Origin of the sequence: Streptomyces sp. SudanB52_2052 (genome assembly GCF_964272415.1) — a bacterium.
GTDB lineage: Bacteria > Actinomycetota > Actinomycetes > Streptomycetales > Streptomycetaceae > Streptomyces > Streptomyces olindensis.
The window spans coordinates 7,217,620-7,231,051 of record NZ_OZ186796.1; the positions used below are offsets into that span (position 1 = coordinate 7,217,620).

Sequence of the window (13,432 nt, forward strand, 5' to 3'; positions counted from 1 at the left end):
CCTGCGTGACGTCAGTTGGCCCACGGCGGCACGAGCCGGGTGCCGTCGGTGAGCCGTGCCTCCAGGCCCACGAAGGTGGTCACCCAGGAGTGCGCGGTCCGGTCGGTGGGGTTCTCGACGGTCAGGGTGGCACCGGCGTTGACGATCACGGTGTCGCCCGCCGCGATCCGCTCGGTGCGGCCGTCGAGGGTGATCAGCAGCTCGCCGTCGAGCAGATGGAAGATCTCCTCCCGGCTGACGGTGTGCGCCGGCGCCTTGAGCCCGGCGGGGATCTCACCGCGCCAGGCGCACAGCTCCTCGCTGCCGCTGCGGGGCGTGGCATACGAGACGAAGCGGGCGCCGTGGATCTCGTGGGTGACGGCTTGGGATGCGCGGACGACGGGCATGACGGCCTCCATGTAGTCAAGCAGCTTGACTACATGGTCAAGCTGCTTGACCATCGCGTCAAGGGTGTTTCAATGCATGCGTGCAGAACTCCGAGGCCATGGCCCTGTCCGCCGCCCTGCTCGCCGCCGCCGGCGGGCTCACGCAGCGCATCCACGAGGGCGTGGTCGCGCGCGGATTCGAAGGGCTGCGCCCCGCGCACGGCTTCGCCTTCGCCCGGCTCGCGCCGGACGGCGCGACGGTCACCGACCTGGCCGTCCACCTCGGGGTGACCAAGCAGGCCGCCAGTCAGCTCGTCGACGAGATGGTCCGCAAGGGGTATGCCGAGCGGCGGCCGCATCCCGAGGACGCCCGGGCACGGCTGGTCGTGCTGACCGGGCGGGGGTGGGACTGTACGCGGGCGGCCGAGGAGGCGGCCGCGGAAGCCGTGGGGGAATGGGGGGACCTGCTGGGGGAGCGGGAAGTGCGTGTCCTGGGGGAGCAGTTGCTGCGGATCGCCCCCCGCGGGCCGGTGCGGCCTGCCTGGTGAGGAGGTGTCAGGCGGTTCCGGCGGCGTCGGTTACCGCTGGAAGTTTTTACTGACGCGTAACTTCCCAGTTTGACTACCCGCTCGTAACTTGACGAGTGAACAGCATCCTCGTGATCCGGATCACAGGGCTTCGTGCCGTCGCACCCCCTTGAGCCGCAAGGAGATCACCCGATGCTGCCCTGGAAACGAGCGCTCAGACCCCTGGCCGCACTGCTGCTGACCGCCGCGATCGCCACCGTCCCCGCCACCACCACCGCCCAGGCCGCCGACGCTTCGAGCTCCGGCTGGAACGACTACTCCTGCAAGCCCTCGGCCGCCCACCCCCGCCCCGTCGTCCTGGTCCACGGCACCCTCGGGAACTCCGTCGACAACTGGCTGGGCCTCGCCCCCTATCTGAAGGTCCGCGGCTACTGCGTCTTCTCCCTCGACTACGGCCAGGTGGAAGGCGTCCCCTTCTTCCACGGCCTCGGCCCCGTCGAGAAGTCCGCCGCACAGCTGAGGGACTTCGTCGACAAGGTGCTCGCCGCCACCGGCGCCGCCGAGACCGACCTCGTCGGACACTCGCAGGGCGGCATGATGCCCCGCTGGTACCTGCGGTTCCTCGGCGGAGCCGCCAAGGTGAACGCCCTGGTCGGCATCGCGCCCAGCAACCACGGCACCGACCTCAACGGCTTCACCCGCCTGCTGCCCTACTTCCCGGGCGCCGCCGACCTGCTGTCGAAGAACACGCCCGCCCTCGCCGACCAGGTCGTCGGCTCCGACTTCCTGAAGAAGCTCAACGCCGGCGGCGACACCGTGCCCGGCGTGCGCTACACCGTCATCGCCACCAAGTACGACGAGGTCGTCACACCGTGGCGCAGCCAGTACCTGAGCGGGCCGGACGTGCGCAACGTCCTGCTCCAGGACCTGTGTCCCGTCGACCTGTCGGAGCACGTGGCCGTCGGGCTGCTGGACCGGATCGCCTTCCACGAGGTGGCCAACGCACTCGATCCGGCTCGGGCGACGCCCACCACCTGTGCTTCGGCGTTCGACTGACACGTGTCGTTCGACACGCAAGGCGTCTGACACGTGTCAGGGAAACGTTTCGGGGCCTGTCCGGCCTGAGCCGCCGGACAGGCCCCGAGTCGGGGGAGGTGGCGAGGGTCAGCGGCCGTGCCGCCCGCCGTTCACCGCCCGGCGCCGCGCCGACAGGAACAGGGCCGACGCGCCCAGCGCCAGCGCGGCCGCGCCGCCGATCGCGACGTACGGAGTGCTGCCGTCACCGCCGGTCTCCGCGAGATCGGCGGTGGCACCCGCGGCCTTCGGCTCGTTGGGAGCGGCGGCTGCCGCCTTCGGCTCGTCCGGGGCGGTGTCCTTCGGGGCCGCGGCGGGCTCCGCCGAGGTGCTCGGGTCGTCGTCGCCGTGCCCGCCGTGCTCGATCGTCGACTTGTCGTTGCCCTGCTCCTCGGTGGGGGCGGAGGCGGACGGGGCCGGAGCGGCACCGCCGGACGCCCCGCCCTCACCGGACGACTCGCCGCCGCCGGCCGCCGTACCGCCGCCGAAGCTGACGTCCGAGCAGGAGTAGAACGCCTCCGGGCTGTCCGAGCGCTGCCAGACCGCGTACAGCACGTGCTTGCCGGAACGCTCGGGCAGGCTGCCGGAGAAGGTGTAGAAACCGCCCGCGGCGGCCGGGTCGGTGGCCGTGGCCACCGGGTTCGCCAGGTCCAGGTCGTCCCAGGCGAGCGGCTGGGCCGGGTCGTAGCCGGGCTTGGTGAGGTACACCGTGAAGGTGCCCTTGTGAGGGGCCGTCACGCGGTACTTGAAGGTGTGCGCACCGCTCTTGACGGTGGTCGCGGGCCAGTCGGCGCGGGCCAGGTCGAGCCCCTTGAACTGCTCGTTGTTCGCGCTGCACAGCTTGCCGTCCGGGATGAGCCGCTGGTGGCGCCCGCCCGCGTCGCCGATGCGGACGCCGTTCCAGTCGTAGAGGGCCTGGGTGCCGCCCGCCGCCACCGCGGCCTTGCAGGCGGCCGACTTCGGGCTCTCCGGGCCCTCGGCGTAGCACTGCGAGACCCGGCTGACCGGGTCGCCCATCGAGCCGTGCGCGGCCGCCGGTGTGGCGGTCAGCGCGGTGAGGGCGAGCGGGAGGGCGCCGAGGGCGGCGACGCTGGCTACCGTGCGGCGTGCGGGCATGCGGGAACTCCTCGAAACGGTGCGTGGTTCAGGGCCGGGCCCGAACGGGCCGAATCCCGTGGGGTGATCCGAAGCTAGCCCCCGAGGAGCGGGAAATCGCCTGCTGAAGGCGGGTGGAGGAGATCCTTATGGTCGCGTTAAGGGAGTGCTCAGACTGGCATGAGGTAGGTACCGTCACGGCATGGCAGACGAGGAGATCCGGCCGGCCGGCGCCGCCGACGTACCGGCCGTCGCGGATGTGATCGACGCGGCCTTCCGCCCCTACGTCGAGCGCATCGGCCGGGTGCCGCAGCCCATGGAGGAGGACCACGCGGCGAATGTGGCCGCGGGCAGGGTGTTCGTGACCGGGGATCCGGTGCTCGGCCTGGTGGTCGTCGAGGCGTTCGAGGGCCACCTCTTCCTCGACACCATCGCCGTCCACCCCACCGCGCACGGGCGCGGAGTGGGGCGGCGGCTGCTGCGTTTCGTGGACGCACACGCGCGTGCGCTGGGCCTGTCCGAGGTCAGGCTCTACACGAACGCGCTGATGTGGGAGAACCAGAAGATCTATCCGAAGTACGGCTACGAGCTGGTGGAGCGCCGCATGGACGGGTCCTACGACCGTGTCCACTACCGCAAGCGGCTGCTCTGACGCGTGCGTCTCGTGATCGGTACCGGCCGCTCAGGCGTCCGGCCACCAGGTGCGTGCGATGTCCTTGCGGACCTCCGGGCGCCCGGCGGGACGCTCGTCGGCCTCTTCGCGGACCCGGCGGACGTCCGTCTTCTTCAGGGGCTTCTGCACGGTCACACGGCGCATGGCTGCCTCCTTACGGGTCTACCGGGTTCCGCGTTCTCACGGAGGTAGACCTTTCGGGGGAGAGTTCCTCATCGCTCCTGGTCTGTCAGTGGCGGCAGTCACGATTCGAGTGTCAGTGGCGGGTGTCACTCTTGGGCGCATGACGAACCAGAGTGACGGCATGACCTCGGCGAACGTGGACTGGGACGCGCGGGCCGCCTCCTTCGACGAGGAACCGGACCACGGACTGAGCGACCCCGCGGTGCGCCGCGCCTGGGCCGGGCGGCTGCGCGGCTGGCTGCCCGGACGCGCCGGCGACGTCCTCGATCTCGGCTGCGGCACGGGCAGCCTGTCACTCCTCGCGTCCGAGCAGGGGCACCGGGTGACGGGCGTGGACCTCTCCCCGGCGATGGTGACGCTCGCCCGGGAGAAACTGGCCGGGCGCGACGCGGTGTTCCTCGTGGGCGACGCCGCGGCACCGCCCGTCGGGGAGCAGCGCTTCGACGCCGTGCTCGTTCGGCACGTCCTGTGGGCCCTGCCCGACCCCGCCCGCGCCCTCAGGCACTGGTGCGGGCTGCTGCGGCCGGGCGGGCGGCTCGTCCTGGTCGAGGGCGTCTGGGGGAGCACCGACCCGGTCGGCATACCGGCGGACCGGCTCGTGGGCCTCCTCACCCCGATGGCCGGGCAGGTGCGCGTGGAGCGGCTGTCGGGCGACCCGCTGCTGTGGGGCGAGGAGGTGACGGACGAGCGGTACGCGGTGGTCGCGCCGGCCCGGGCGTCAGGCCAGGAGCTCGGCGAAGCCTCCGCCGCGGGCGCGTGACTCCAGCTCGTCGAGGGCCGCCAGGGCGGCTCGCGCCGCACCGGGATCCGACTCCGCCAGGCCGCTGTCGGCGAACTCGTCCTCGTCCAGGCGCCGTACGTCCGTGCCGTCCGCGGAGCGCCACAGGTCCAGGTCGAGGTCCTCGACGACCAGCTCCGGGCCGGAGCGCCGCGCCGGGCGCGTGATGTCGCAGTACCAGCCCTTCAGCGCGCCCGTGGCGGAGCGGACCTCCTTCACCGCGTACCAGCGGTCGCGCCAGTAGAACTCGGTGAAGACGTCCCCGGGCTCGAAGCGGACGAAGCCGAAGTCGCGGACCCCGGAGCCCGCCCAGGAGGCGCGGACCGCGATGCGGGTGCCATCGTCCGCGAGGAGCTCGCTGCTGTAACGGATCTTCGTGCGGCCCGCCTTGACGAGCACGACGTCCAGCCGCGCGGGGCGGTCAGCCGAGTTCGCGGACATGGCGCACCTCCGTCGCGGCGATCTCGTAGCCGAACCACTTGTTGATGGCGATCATGGGGTCGTTGCCGGTGTCGTTGCCGGTGAACGCCTCCCGGTACCCCGCCGCGCGCGCCCGGTGCAGGGACTCGTTCTTGGCGAGCTTCGCCAGGCCCCGGCCGCGGAACGCGCGGGCGGTGCCCGTCATGGCGGTGCCGTAGCGGGTGCCGTCGGTGTGGGCGACGCTGAAGGCGGCCGGCCGGCCGTCGACGACGGCGACCGCGGTCAGATCGCGGTTCAGCAGCGGGTGCCTCCAGTTCTCCTCCAGCCACGCCTCGTAGTCGGTGAATTCGACGGCGATGTCACCGGGTTCGTCGCTCACGACCTCCGCGTCCAGTTCGAACAGCGGGCGCGGGTCGTCCGCGAAGTCGGCGGCGGTGCGCAGCTCCACGCCGGCCGGCGGGTCCTGGCGGGGCGGCAGGGTGCCGGCCGTCAGGTCGAGGCGGAGAAAGTAGGCGGACCGGCTGGCCCGGAAGCCGTGTCGCTCGGCGAAGGCGCGGTTCTCCGGCTCGTCCAGCACCCAGGCGAACAGCTTGGTGACGCCCAGCGCCGCGAGACGCTCCTCGGCGGTGCGCAGCAGGAGGGAACCGGCACCGCGGTGCCTGCGGTCGGGGCGCACGTAGATGTTGGCGGAACCCTGGCCGGGCTCCGGGCTGTCGTGGGCGACACTGACCTGGGCCGTGCCGATGATCTCCCCGTCCTCCTCGGCGACGAGCTGGGTGAAGTGGGCGTCAGGGTGGGCGTGGGTCAGGGTGTGCACCACGGACTCGGGCGTGGAGAGCATGTAGGGGAGGGCGAGGCGGCGGGTGGTGGAGAACCCCTCGGCGTCGGCTCGGACATCGGGTCGCAGGTCGCGCACGATCACGGTCATGGAGGCGGACGTTACGTGGGGGCGTGCCCCGGGTGCCTCTCATTTTCCGTCCCGTGCGGGACAATCGGCCCTGTGACCTTGAAGATCGACATCGACGACAGCGCCCCGCCCTACGAGCAGGTGCGGGCGCGGATCTCCGAGCAGGCGCGGTCGGGCGAACTGCCGGTGGGATACCGGCTGCCGACCGTGCGCGGGCTGGCCGAGTCGCTGGGCCTCGCGGCGAACACGGTCGCGAAGGCGTACCGCGCGCTGGAGGCGGACGGCGTGATCGAGACGCGGGGCCGCAACGGCACGTTCGTGGCCGCCGCCGGTTCGGCGGCGGAACGGGAGCTGGCGTCCGCCGCCCAGGCGTACGTGGAGCGGGCCCGTCGGCTGGGGCAGGGGGAGGACGCGGCGCTCGCCGCGGTACGGGACGCCCTGCGGGCGGCCCACGGGGGATAGCGCGACGCGCTGAGGGGCGCCCGGGGGACAGGGCATGTGCCGAGGGGCGCCCGGGGGACGGGGCGACGTGCTGAGCAGCGCCTGTCACGTGCGGACCGGGTGCTCCGGCGTCCGGGTGATCTCCAGGCCCGCCGACCTCCCCGCCCGCGCGAACGCCCTCGCGTCCGCCACGGCCGCGCCGCCCGGGTCGTTGTTGAAGTACGTGTAGACGTCCTCGCCGCCGGTCCAGGTCGTGGCGATGCGGTCGAGCCAGGTGGCGAGGGAGCGGCGGCCGTAGCGGGGCCAGGGGTGGGCACGGCCCTGGTGGAAGCGGACGTAGCCCCAGTCGGTGGTGCGCCACAGCGGTGTCGCGGGACGGGCGAGGACGTCGGCCCAGCACAGGGCGGCGCGCCGGGACTCCAGGACCGAGCGGACCTCCGGCGTCCACCAGGAGTCGTGGCGGGGCTCGACCGCGACCCTGGTCGAGGCCGGGAAGCAGGCCAGGCAGGCGTCCAGCAGGCCCGGGTCGGCGCGCAGGTTGGGCGGGAGCTGGAGGAGGACCGGCCCGAGGCGGTCGCCGAGACCGGCCGCGTGGCTCATCAGGCGGTGCACCGGCTCCTCGGGGTCCTTCAGCCGCTTGATGTGGGTCAGATAGCGGCTCGCCTTGACCGCCACGACGAAGTCCGGCGGCACCCGCCCGCGCCAGTCCTCGAAGGTCTCCCGGGCCGGCAGCCGGTAGAAGGCGTTGTTGATCTCGACGGTGGCGAAGTGCCCCGCGTACTCCTCCAGCCAGAGCCGCATCGGCAGCCCGGACGGGTACAGGACGTCCCGCCAGTCCTTGTACTGCCACCCGGACGTACCGACGTACAGGGTCATACCCCCATCAAAGCACCGGACGTCCCGGAGGGGGCGGTGGCGACCCGGTCCGCCGGGCCGCTACGCGTCGGCGCGCGTGTGGAAGCGGTAGAGCAGCAGCAGGAAGACGGCCGCCGTGACCAGCACCGACGTGATGACCACCGGGCGGAGGTCGTCGCCGGTCTGGCTGTAGAGGAAGCCCAGCGCGGCCCCGGCGAAGACGGCCCGGAGCAGGGAGTGCAGGGCGTGCAGCTCCCGCCGCAGACGCCGGGTCACCTGGACCACGGCGACGCAGACGGCCGCGAAGGCGAGCGCGCTCCACACGCCCCATGCCACGTCCGGCCCGGTGATGGGACCGCCGTGACGCCGGTTCACCGCCACCCAGTTGCCGTAGACGACACCGAGGGCGACGGGCAGGACCCACCGCGCGAGGCGGTGGGCGGGTTCGCCGAACACGGTGGGTGCCGTGTGTGCCATCAGAGCCCTCCTTCGTCCCGGCGCAGCGTGGTGCCGCCGCCGCGCCCACCTTGGCACACCCGGGTAATGGGGAGGTGAGAGGCGGTTGTGCGGGACCGGGCTACAGGTACAACCCTGCGTCCGCACCCTCACGCGGCTCCGGCAGGGCCGTCGGGGACGTGCCCCGGCGCAGCGCGTACAGCTCGGCCAGGGTGGCGCCCTCGCGGCCGATGCCTTCCTCCGTGCCGAGCCAGCCCACCGCCTCCCGGCGGGTCAGCGGACCCACCTCGATGCGGGCGAGGCAGCGGCCGGGGCGGACCACGGCCGGGTGCAGGCGCTCCAGGTCCTCGTTGGTTGTGACGCCGACGAGGACGTTGCGGCCCTGGCCGAGCAGCCCGTCGGTCAGGTTCAGCAGCCGCGACAGCGCCTGGCCCGCCGTGTGCTTGGCCTCCCCGCGGATCAGCTCGTCGCAGTCCTCCAGGAGCAGCAGCCGCCAGCGGCCCTTGCCCGCCGCGTCCTCCTCGCCGATGGCGATGTCCATGAGGTAGCCGACGTCGGAGAAGAGCCGCTCGGGGTCCAGGACACAGTCCACCTGGCACCAGTCGCGCCAGGAGCGGGCCAGGGTCCGCAGCGCCGACGTCTTGCCGGTGCCGGGCGGGCCGTGCAGCAGCAGGAGACGGCCCGCGATGTCCTCGGGGGTCGTCTTCATCAGCCGGTCCATGGCGTCCGCCACCGGCGCCGTGTAGTTGGGCCGCACCTCGTCCCAGGTGCCCGCCGCGATCTGGCGGGTCGTGCGGTGCGGGCCGCGGCGCGGGGAGACGTACCAGAAGCCCATCGTGACGTTCTCCGGCTGCGGTTCGGGCTCGTCCGCCGCGCCGTCCGTGGCCTGGTCGAGGACCTTCTCCGCCAGCTCCGCGCTGGTCGCCGTCACCGTCACGTCGGCGCCCCGGTTCCAGCGGGAGATCAGCAGCGTCCAGCCGTCGCCCTCCGCGAGGGTGGCGCTGCGGTCGTCGTCCCGGGCGACGCGCAGCACGCGGGCGCCGGGCGGCATCAGCGTCGCCCCGGACCGGACGCGGTCGATGTTCGCCGCGTGGGAGTACGGCTGCTCGCCCGTCGCGAAGCGGCCGAGGAACAGCGCGTCGACGACGTCGGACGGGGAGTCGGAGTCGTCGACGGTGAGCCGGATCGGCAGCGTCTCGTGCGGGTTCCCAGACATGCCGCCATGATCCGGCACGAGGGCGCCGCGTGCACCCCGTTTCCCGGTGCACGCGGCGTGTTCCCGGGTGCGGTTCAGCCGCCGGGGCGGGACACCAGCCGGCCCGCCCGGCGTGCCCCGCGGACCACGGCGTACCCCTTGGTCAGGGCGCGGTCCTTGGCGAACGTACGGGCGATCGCGCGGCCCTCGATCACCCGCTCGAACTCGTCGATGCCCGTGCCGCGGCGCACCGTCACGCGCCGCAGGGCGTACGGCCCCTGCGCGCGGCGCGCGAGGCCGTTGCCCACGGCGAGGGCCTGGGTGTACCCCGTCTCGCGCACCGTCTGCCGGACCCGGCGGTTGGAGTAGCCGTACGGGTAGGCGAACGAGGCCGGTACGGCGCCCAGTTGGTCGGTGACGATCTCCTTGCAGTGGATCAGCTCGAACCGCAGGGTGGCGTGGGAGACCTGGTCGAGTTGCGGGTGGCTGTGGCTGTGCCCGCCGATCTCGACGCCCGCCGCCGCCAGTTCGCGGACCTGGTCCCAGTCGAGCATGGTGTCCAGGCCGCCCCCGGTGTCGTACGGCCCCCGCAGCCACCCGGTCGAGACGAACAGGGTGGCCGGGAAGCCGTGCTTGGCGAGGGCGGGCAGGGCGTGCCGGTGCACGCCCTCGTAGCCGTCGTCGAAGGTGATGAGGACCGGCCGGTCGGGCAGCGGGCGGCCGGAGCGCCAGCGGGCCGCGAGGTCGGCCGTGGTGAGCGGGGTCAGGCCCCGGTCCGCGAGCACCGCCATCTGCTCGGCGAACGCCTCCGGGGTCACGGACAGCGCGCGGGTCGCCTCGTTCGGGTGGGTCGCGACCGCGTGGTACATCAGGATCGGTACGCGTTCGTCACTCACGGGCCGCCTCCTCGACCGCGGGCACCCGGAAGGTGGTGCCGCCCCGGCGGGCCCGGACGCTGCCGACGACGTACCCGCCCGCCGCCGTCAGCACCCCGGCCACGATCGCGCCGGCCCGCCCCGCGCCCCCCGGCCGGGCCAGCAGCGCGTCCCGAAGGCCTCGCGCCACCCCGGCCGGCAGCACCCGGGTCGCGTACCGGCGCTCGGACTCCAGGCCCTTCTCGGCGCCCACACTCCGGGCCACCAGGGCCTTGGACAGGCCCTCGGCGTACGCGCGCGTGCGGAAGTAACGGAAGTGCTCGCGGACCTCGGGCACCCGGTGGTGGATCACCGCGCGGTCGTCGATCAGCAGCACCGCGTCGGGCCGGGCGCGGCTGAGGCGGATGCACAGTTCCGTCTCCTCGCAGCCCAGCGGGCGTTTGTCGCCGTCCCGGCCGATGCCGGTGGCGAAGCCGCCCGCCGCGTCGAAGGCGCTGCGGCGGAACGAGGCGTTGCCACCGAGCACGTTGCGCACCCGGACCCGGCCGGGCGGCAGGCCCCGGTAGGTGCAGCCCACCACCCAGTCGAACTCCTCCGGGAACCAGGCCGGTCGCCGCCCCGACGCCCAGACCGGCACCGTGCGCCCGCCGACCGCCAGCACGCGCGGGTCCTCGTACGCCTCGGCGAAGTGCCGCAGCCAGTCGCGCTCCGCCACGGCGTCGTCGTCGAGGAACGCCACTACCTCGCCGCGCGCGGCGGCGATGCCGGTGTTGCGGCCGGCGGACAGGCCGCGGGGGCCCGCGTTGGCGAGCACCCGCACGTCGTCGGCTTCCTTGTACTCCTTGCCGAGCCGGTCCAGGAGGGTCTGGTTGTGGTCGACGACCAGCAGCGTCTCCAGGGCCGGCCGGGACTGCGCCCGCACCGAGGAGACCGCCGCGAGGATGTCCTCCCAGCGGTCCTCGGTGTACGCGCAGATCACGACGGAGATGCCGGGACCGCTCAACGCACCTCTCCCCGGACGGCGTCGAGCATCGGGGACGGTGCCGAACGGCGGCGCAGAGCCCGGCGGTTGGAGCGCTCCTGGAGGATCACCTTCAGCACGCGCAGCCCGTCGCGCACGGCCCGCAGATTGCTGGTGCCGTGGATGCGCAGGTACTCGTGGCTCGGGATCTCCTGCACCTTGAGGCCGGCCTTGACGACGCGGATGTTCATCAGCGTCTCGACCTCGAAGCCGGTGCAGTCCAGCTCGATCTTGTCGAGGCAGTGCCGCCAGAAGGCGTTGTAGCCGTAGCACAGGTCGGTGTAGCGGGCGCCGAACTTGCGGTTGACGACCGTGCACAGCGCCCAGTTGCCGAGCTTGCGGATGAAGGTCATGTCGTCGGTGCCGCCGCCGTTGGCGAAGCGGGAGCCCTTGGCGAAGTCCGCGCCGGAGACCAGGGCGGAGACGTACGACACGATCTCGTTGCCGTCGGCCGAGCCGTCGGCGTCGACCATCACGATGATGTCGCCGGTGCAGGCCTGGAAGCCGGTGATCAGGGCGTCGCCCTTGCCCTTGCCGCGCTGCTCGACGACCTTGACCTCGGGCCACAGCTCGCGGGCCACCCGGACGGTGTCGTCGGTGGAGTTGCCGTCGACCAGGACCACCTCGTGGATCCAGTCGGGCAGGGTCTTGAAGACGTACGGAAGGTTCTCCGCCTCGTTCATGGCCGGGATGACCACGCTCACCGGCGGCGCTATCGCCAGGTGAGAGGAGACGGGCCGGTACTTCGCTGCGGTCGGCGGATGCTCGTCCGTCACGGCCGGCTGCAGAACTGAGCTCATGAGTCGGGGCCCTCTCGTCCGGTGGACCGCCCCCCCAGGGCAGTCCGGATCCAGTCCGGTTCGAAAGGGGGGTTCTCACCCGGGGCACGCCGAGATGGACCTTCGGCACGCCGGGTGAGCTGGCAAAGCTGGCCGACCCCCGGAAAACGGCAGCCGACCGCGCGGCACGGCCCGGAGACAGTTGCGGTCACCGAGCACGGCACCCCCCTACCGCGCCCCGCGCCGGTACGTCGCGGTCCTTGAGCCCTCCCCTAGAGCCGCGTACTGACGGACCGATGCGGGTGAGATGTATGACGGTATTGACGATTGAACCCGTATGGCAAGACCTGGAACGGCCGCTCACGTTTTTGTTGGTTTGGTCGTTGCGTGACGTGTGTTGTGGGGCGCAAGTGGAAAGGTTCCCGTCGCATGAACGGCCGTTCCCCGGCAGGCGCGTCAGGCCTGCCGGGGAACGGTCGTTCAGATGTTCGTGCTTACGGGACGAGCTGCAGCAGCCGGTTCGGCGAACCCGAACCCGCGCTCGTGACCTTGCCGGTGACCGCGCCGCCGACCAGGGCCGAGGCGACCTGGGCCGGGGTGGAGGAGGTGTGGCCCGCCAGGTAGACCGCCGCGGCGCCCGCGACGTGCGGGGTCGCCATCGAGGTGCCGGAGATGGTGTTGGTGGCGGTGTCGCTGGTGTGCCAGCCGGCCGTGATGGAGGAGCCGGGCGCGAAGATGTCCAGGGCCGAGCCGTAGTTGGAGTAGCTCGCCTTGGCGTCGGTGCTGGTGGTGGCGCCGACGGTGATCGCCTCGGCGACCCGGGCCGGGGAGGACGAGGAGGCGGTGGTGCTGCTGTTGCCCGCGGCGACGGCGTAGGTGACGCCGCTGGCTATGGAGTTGCGGACCGCCGTGTCCAGGGCGGTGGAGGCGCCGCCGCCGAGCGACATGTTGGCGACCGAGGGGCCCGAGTGGTTGCGCGTCACCCAGTCGACGCCCGCGATCACGCCCGCCGTGGTGCCGGAGCCGCTGTTGTTCAGCACCCGCACACCCACGATCTTCGCCTTCTTGGCGACGCCGTAGGTCGAGCCCGCGATGGTGGTGGCCACATGGGTGCCGTGGCCGTTGCCGTCGGAGGCGTTGGTGTCGCCGTCGACGGCGTCGTAGCCGTGCGCGGCACGACCGCTGATCTGCTGGTGGGTGATGCGCACACCGGTGTCGATCACATAGACCGTCACACCACTGCCCGCGCTGTCCGGGTAGGTGTAGGTGCCGGAGAGCGGGAGCGAGGCCTGGTCGACGCGGTCCAGGCCCCAGGGGGCGTTGGTCTGGGTCGCGGAGAGCTGGACGCGCTGGTTCTGCTCGACCGAGGCCACCGCCGGGTCGGCGGCGAGGCGCCTGGCCTCGGCGGCGGAGAGTTCGGCGGAGTAGCCGTTCAGCGCCTTGCCGAACGTCTTCTCGACCGTGCCGCCGTACTCCTTCACGAGGTTCTTGCCCGCTGCCGAGGACGCCTTCAGGCCCGCGCTCTTCTTGAGCGTGACGATGTAGCTGTCCTTGACGGCGGCCGGGGAGTCGGCGGCGAGCACCCGGCCCTCGGCGGGGGCGGCCTGGGCGGGGAGGGCGGTGAGCCCGCCCACGAGGGCGGCGGTCGCCGACAGGGTGACGGCGGCGAATCCGAGTCTCTTGCTACGCAGTTGTGCCATTACGAGGGAGTCCTCCTCTAGGCGGCGCGCGCCTGGGTGGGGCGCGCGTCATGTGGGGGGTGTGCGCGTGCTCGCGCACACGGACCGG

17 protein-coding genes are annotated in these 13,432 nt (G+C 72.6%); 5 read left to right on the forward strand and 12 right to left on the reverse strand.

Features of this window, described 5'->3' with window-relative positions; genetic code table 11:
• Positions 1 to 11 precede the first annotated feature (11 nt).
• Positions 12 to 386: a cupin domain-containing protein gene (locus ACSUPV_RS32340; RefSeq protein WP_436949962.1), complete on the reverse strand. Its 375-nt coding sequence runs from the start codon at positions 384 to 386 to the stop codon at positions 12 to 14.
• 80 nt (positions 387 to 466) lie between these two features.
• Between ACSUPV_RS32340 and ACSUPV_RS32345 the strand changes: the two genes are divergently transcribed.
• Together ACSUPV_RS32345 and ACSUPV_RS32350 are read left to right on the forward strand one after the other, a co-directional pair.
• Complete coding sequence (locus ACSUPV_RS32345) at positions 467 to 913, forward strand: MarR family winged helix-turn-helix transcriptional regulator (protein WP_037770162.1); 447 nt, start codon at positions 467 to 469, stop codon at positions 911 to 913.
• 171 nt (positions 914 to 1,084) lie between these two features.
• Entirely contained in the window at positions 1,085 to 1,948 is an 864-nt protein-coding gene (locus ACSUPV_RS32350; protein ID WP_037770165.1) for an esterase/lipase family protein, read from the forward strand.
• A gap of 108 nt (positions 1,949 to 2,056) precedes the next feature.
• Here ACSUPV_RS32350 and ACSUPV_RS32355 read toward each other — a convergent pair whose 3' ends face one another.
• Positions 2,057 to 3,082: a lytic polysaccharide monooxygenase gene (locus ACSUPV_RS32355; RefSeq protein WP_436949057.1), complete on the reverse strand. Its 1,026-nt coding sequence runs from the start codon at positions 3,080 to 3,082 to the stop codon at positions 2,057 to 2,059.
• A 181-nt stretch (positions 3,083 to 3,263) separates the two neighbouring features.
• Between ACSUPV_RS32355 and ACSUPV_RS32360 the strand changes: the two genes are divergently transcribed.
• On the forward strand, positions 3,264 to 3,713 hold the full coding sequence (locus tag ACSUPV_RS32360) for a GNAT family N-acetyltransferase (RefSeq protein ID WP_037770169.1): 450 nt from the start codon (positions 3,264 to 3,266) through the stop codon (positions 3,711 to 3,713).
• A 30-nt stretch (positions 3,714 to 3,743) separates the two neighbouring features.
• On the opposite strand, the gene ACSUPV_RS32365 is transcribed toward ACSUPV_RS32360, so the two are convergent.
• Positions 3,744 to 3,878: a hypothetical protein gene (locus ACSUPV_RS32365; RefSeq protein ID WP_086605087.1), complete on the reverse strand. Its 135-nt coding sequence runs from the start codon at positions 3,876 to 3,878 to the stop codon at positions 3,744 to 3,746.
• Positions 3,879 to 4,017: 139 nt separating this feature from the next.
• Between ACSUPV_RS32365 and ACSUPV_RS32370 the strand changes: the two genes are divergently transcribed.
• A complete protein-coding gene (locus tag ACSUPV_RS32370; RefSeq protein ID WP_436949058.1) occupies positions 4,018 to 4,677 on the forward strand; it encodes a class I SAM-dependent methyltransferase in 660 nt (219 codons plus the stop codon).
• Here the strand turns inward: ACSUPV_RS32370 and ACSUPV_RS32375 are convergent.
• A complete protein-coding gene (locus tag ACSUPV_RS32375; protein WP_436949059.1) occupies positions 4,636 to 5,136 on the reverse strand; it encodes a DUF402 domain-containing protein in 501 nt (166 codons plus the stop codon). The two genes, ACSUPV_RS32370 and ACSUPV_RS32375, sit on opposite strands and share 42 nt — an antisense overlap.
• The gene (locus ACSUPV_RS32380) at positions 5,117 to 6,043 is read right to left on the reverse strand and encodes an N-acetyltransferase family protein (protein WP_436949060.1); all 927 of its coding nucleotides are present in this window, start codon (positions 6,041 to 6,043) and stop codon (positions 5,117 to 5,119) included. Before ACSUPV_RS32380 ends, ACSUPV_RS32375 begins: the two co-directional genes overlap by 20 nt.
• A gap of 72 nt (positions 6,044 to 6,115) precedes the next feature.
• Here ACSUPV_RS32380 and ACSUPV_RS32385 point away from each other — a divergent pair, with 72 nt between their 5' ends.
• A complete protein-coding gene (locus ACSUPV_RS32385; protein WP_037770177.1) occupies positions 6,116 to 6,484 on the forward strand; it encodes a GntR family transcriptional regulator in 369 nt (122 codons plus the stop codon).
• Positions 6,485 to 6,568: 84 nt separating this feature from the next.
• Here ACSUPV_RS32385 and ACSUPV_RS32390 read toward each other — a convergent pair whose 3' ends face one another.
• The 7 genes from ACSUPV_RS32390 to ACSUPV_RS32420 all read right to left on the reverse strand — a co-directional run bounded on the left by ACSUPV_RS32390 (position 6,569) and on the right by ACSUPV_RS32420 (position 13,344).
• The gene (locus tag ACSUPV_RS32390; protein WP_382616352.1) at positions 6,569 to 7,339 is read right to left on the reverse strand and encodes a DUF72 domain-containing protein; all 771 of its coding nucleotides are present in this window, start codon (positions 7,337 to 7,339) and stop codon (positions 6,569 to 6,571) included.
• 60 nt (positions 7,340 to 7,399) lie between these two features.
• The gene (locus tag ACSUPV_RS32395; protein WP_436949061.1) at positions 7,400 to 7,795 is read right to left on the reverse strand and encodes a hypothetical protein; all 396 of its coding nucleotides are present in this window, start codon (positions 7,793 to 7,795) and stop codon (positions 7,400 to 7,402) included.
• Positions 7,796 to 7,895: 100 nt separating this feature from the next.
• Positions 7,896 to 8,990 (reverse strand): DUF5925 domain-containing protein, encoded by a 1,095-nt coding sequence (locus tag ACSUPV_RS32400; protein ID WP_031116551.1) that lies wholly within the window; start codon positions 8,988 to 8,990, stop codon positions 7,896 to 7,898.
• A gap of 74 nt (positions 8,991 to 9,064) precedes the next feature.
• Positions 9,065 to 9,865 carry a polysaccharide deacetylase family protein gene (locus tag ACSUPV_RS32405; RefSeq protein ID WP_436949062.1) on the reverse strand — a complete coding sequence of 267 codons (801 nt, stop codon included), beginning with the start codon at positions 9,863 to 9,865 and terminating at the stop codon, positions 9,065 to 9,067.
• On the reverse strand, positions 9,858 to 10,847 hold the full coding sequence (locus tag ACSUPV_RS32410) for a glycosyltransferase family 2 protein (protein WP_436949063.1): 990 nt from the start codon (positions 10,845 to 10,847) through the stop codon (positions 9,858 to 9,860). The genes ACSUPV_RS32405 and ACSUPV_RS32410 overlap by 8 nt, the downstream gene beginning before the upstream one ends.
• Complete coding sequence (locus ACSUPV_RS32415) at positions 10,844 to 11,665, reverse strand: glycosyltransferase family 2 protein (RefSeq protein WP_031116549.1); 822 nt, start codon at positions 11,663 to 11,665, stop codon at positions 10,844 to 10,846. Before ACSUPV_RS32415 ends, ACSUPV_RS32410 begins: the two co-directional genes overlap by 4 nt.
• Before the next feature lie 473 nt (positions 11,666 to 12,138).
• A complete protein-coding gene (locus tag ACSUPV_RS32420; RefSeq protein WP_031116548.1) occupies positions 12,139 to 13,344 on the reverse strand; it encodes a S8 family peptidase in 1,206 nt (401 codons plus the stop codon).
• Between the last annotated feature and the right edge of the window lie 88 nt (positions 13,345 to 13,432).

What these genes read in the sequence shown, in the direction of transcription:
- ACSUPV_RS32350 (WP_037770165.1), top strand. Translation starts at nt 1,085, where the DNA reads ATGCTGCCCTGGAAACGAGCGCTCAGACCCCTGGCCGCACTGCTGCTG.
- ACSUPV_RS32370 (WP_436949058.1), top strand. Translation starts at nt 4,018, where the DNA reads ATGACGAACCAGAGTGACGGCATGACCTCGGCGAACGTGGACTGGGAC.
- ACSUPV_RS32400 (WP_031116551.1), bottom strand. Translation starts at nt 8,990, where the DNA reads ATGTCTGGGAACCCGCACGAGACGCTGCCGATCCGGCTCACCGTCGAC.
- ACSUPV_RS32420 (WP_031116548.1), bottom strand. Translation starts at nt 13,344, where the DNA reads ATGGCACAACTGCGTAGCAAGAGACTCGGATTCGCCGCCGTCACCCTG.
- ACSUPV_RS32355 (WP_436949057.1), bottom strand. Translation starts at nt 3,082, where the DNA reads ATGCCCGCACGCCGCACGGTAGCCAGCGTCGCCGCCCTCGGCGCCCTC.
- ACSUPV_RS32365 (WP_086605087.1), bottom strand. Translation starts at nt 3,878, where the DNA reads ATGCGCCGTGTGACCGTGCAGAAGCCCCTGAAGAAGACGGACGTCCGC.
- ACSUPV_RS32395 (WP_436949061.1), bottom strand. Translation starts at nt 7,795, where the DNA reads ATGGCACACACGGCACCCACCGTGTTCGGCGAACCCGCCCACCGCCTC.
- ACSUPV_RS32380 (WP_436949060.1), bottom strand. Translation starts at nt 6,043, where the DNA reads ATGACCGTGATCGTGCGCGACCTGCGACCCGATGTCCGAGCCGACGCC.
- ACSUPV_RS32390 (WP_382616352.1), bottom strand. Translation starts at nt 7,339, where the DNA reads ATGACCCTGTACGTCGGTACGTCCGGGTGGCAGTACAAGGACTGGCGG.
- ACSUPV_RS32340 (WP_436949962.1), bottom strand. Translation starts at nt 386, where the DNA reads ATGCCCGTCGTCCGCGCATCCCAAGCCGTCACCCACGAGATCCACGGC.
- ACSUPV_RS32415 (WP_031116549.1), bottom strand. Translation starts at nt 11,665, where the DNA reads ATGAGCTCAGTTCTGCAGCCGGCCGTGACGGACGAGCATCCGCCGACC.
- ACSUPV_RS32375 (WP_436949059.1), bottom strand. Translation starts at nt 5,136, where the DNA reads ATGTCCGCGAACTCGGCTGACCGCCCCGCGCGGCTGGACGTCGTGCTC.
- ACSUPV_RS32360 (WP_037770169.1), top strand. Translation starts at nt 3,264, where the DNA reads ATGGCAGACGAGGAGATCCGGCCGGCCGGCGCCGCCGACGTACCGGCC.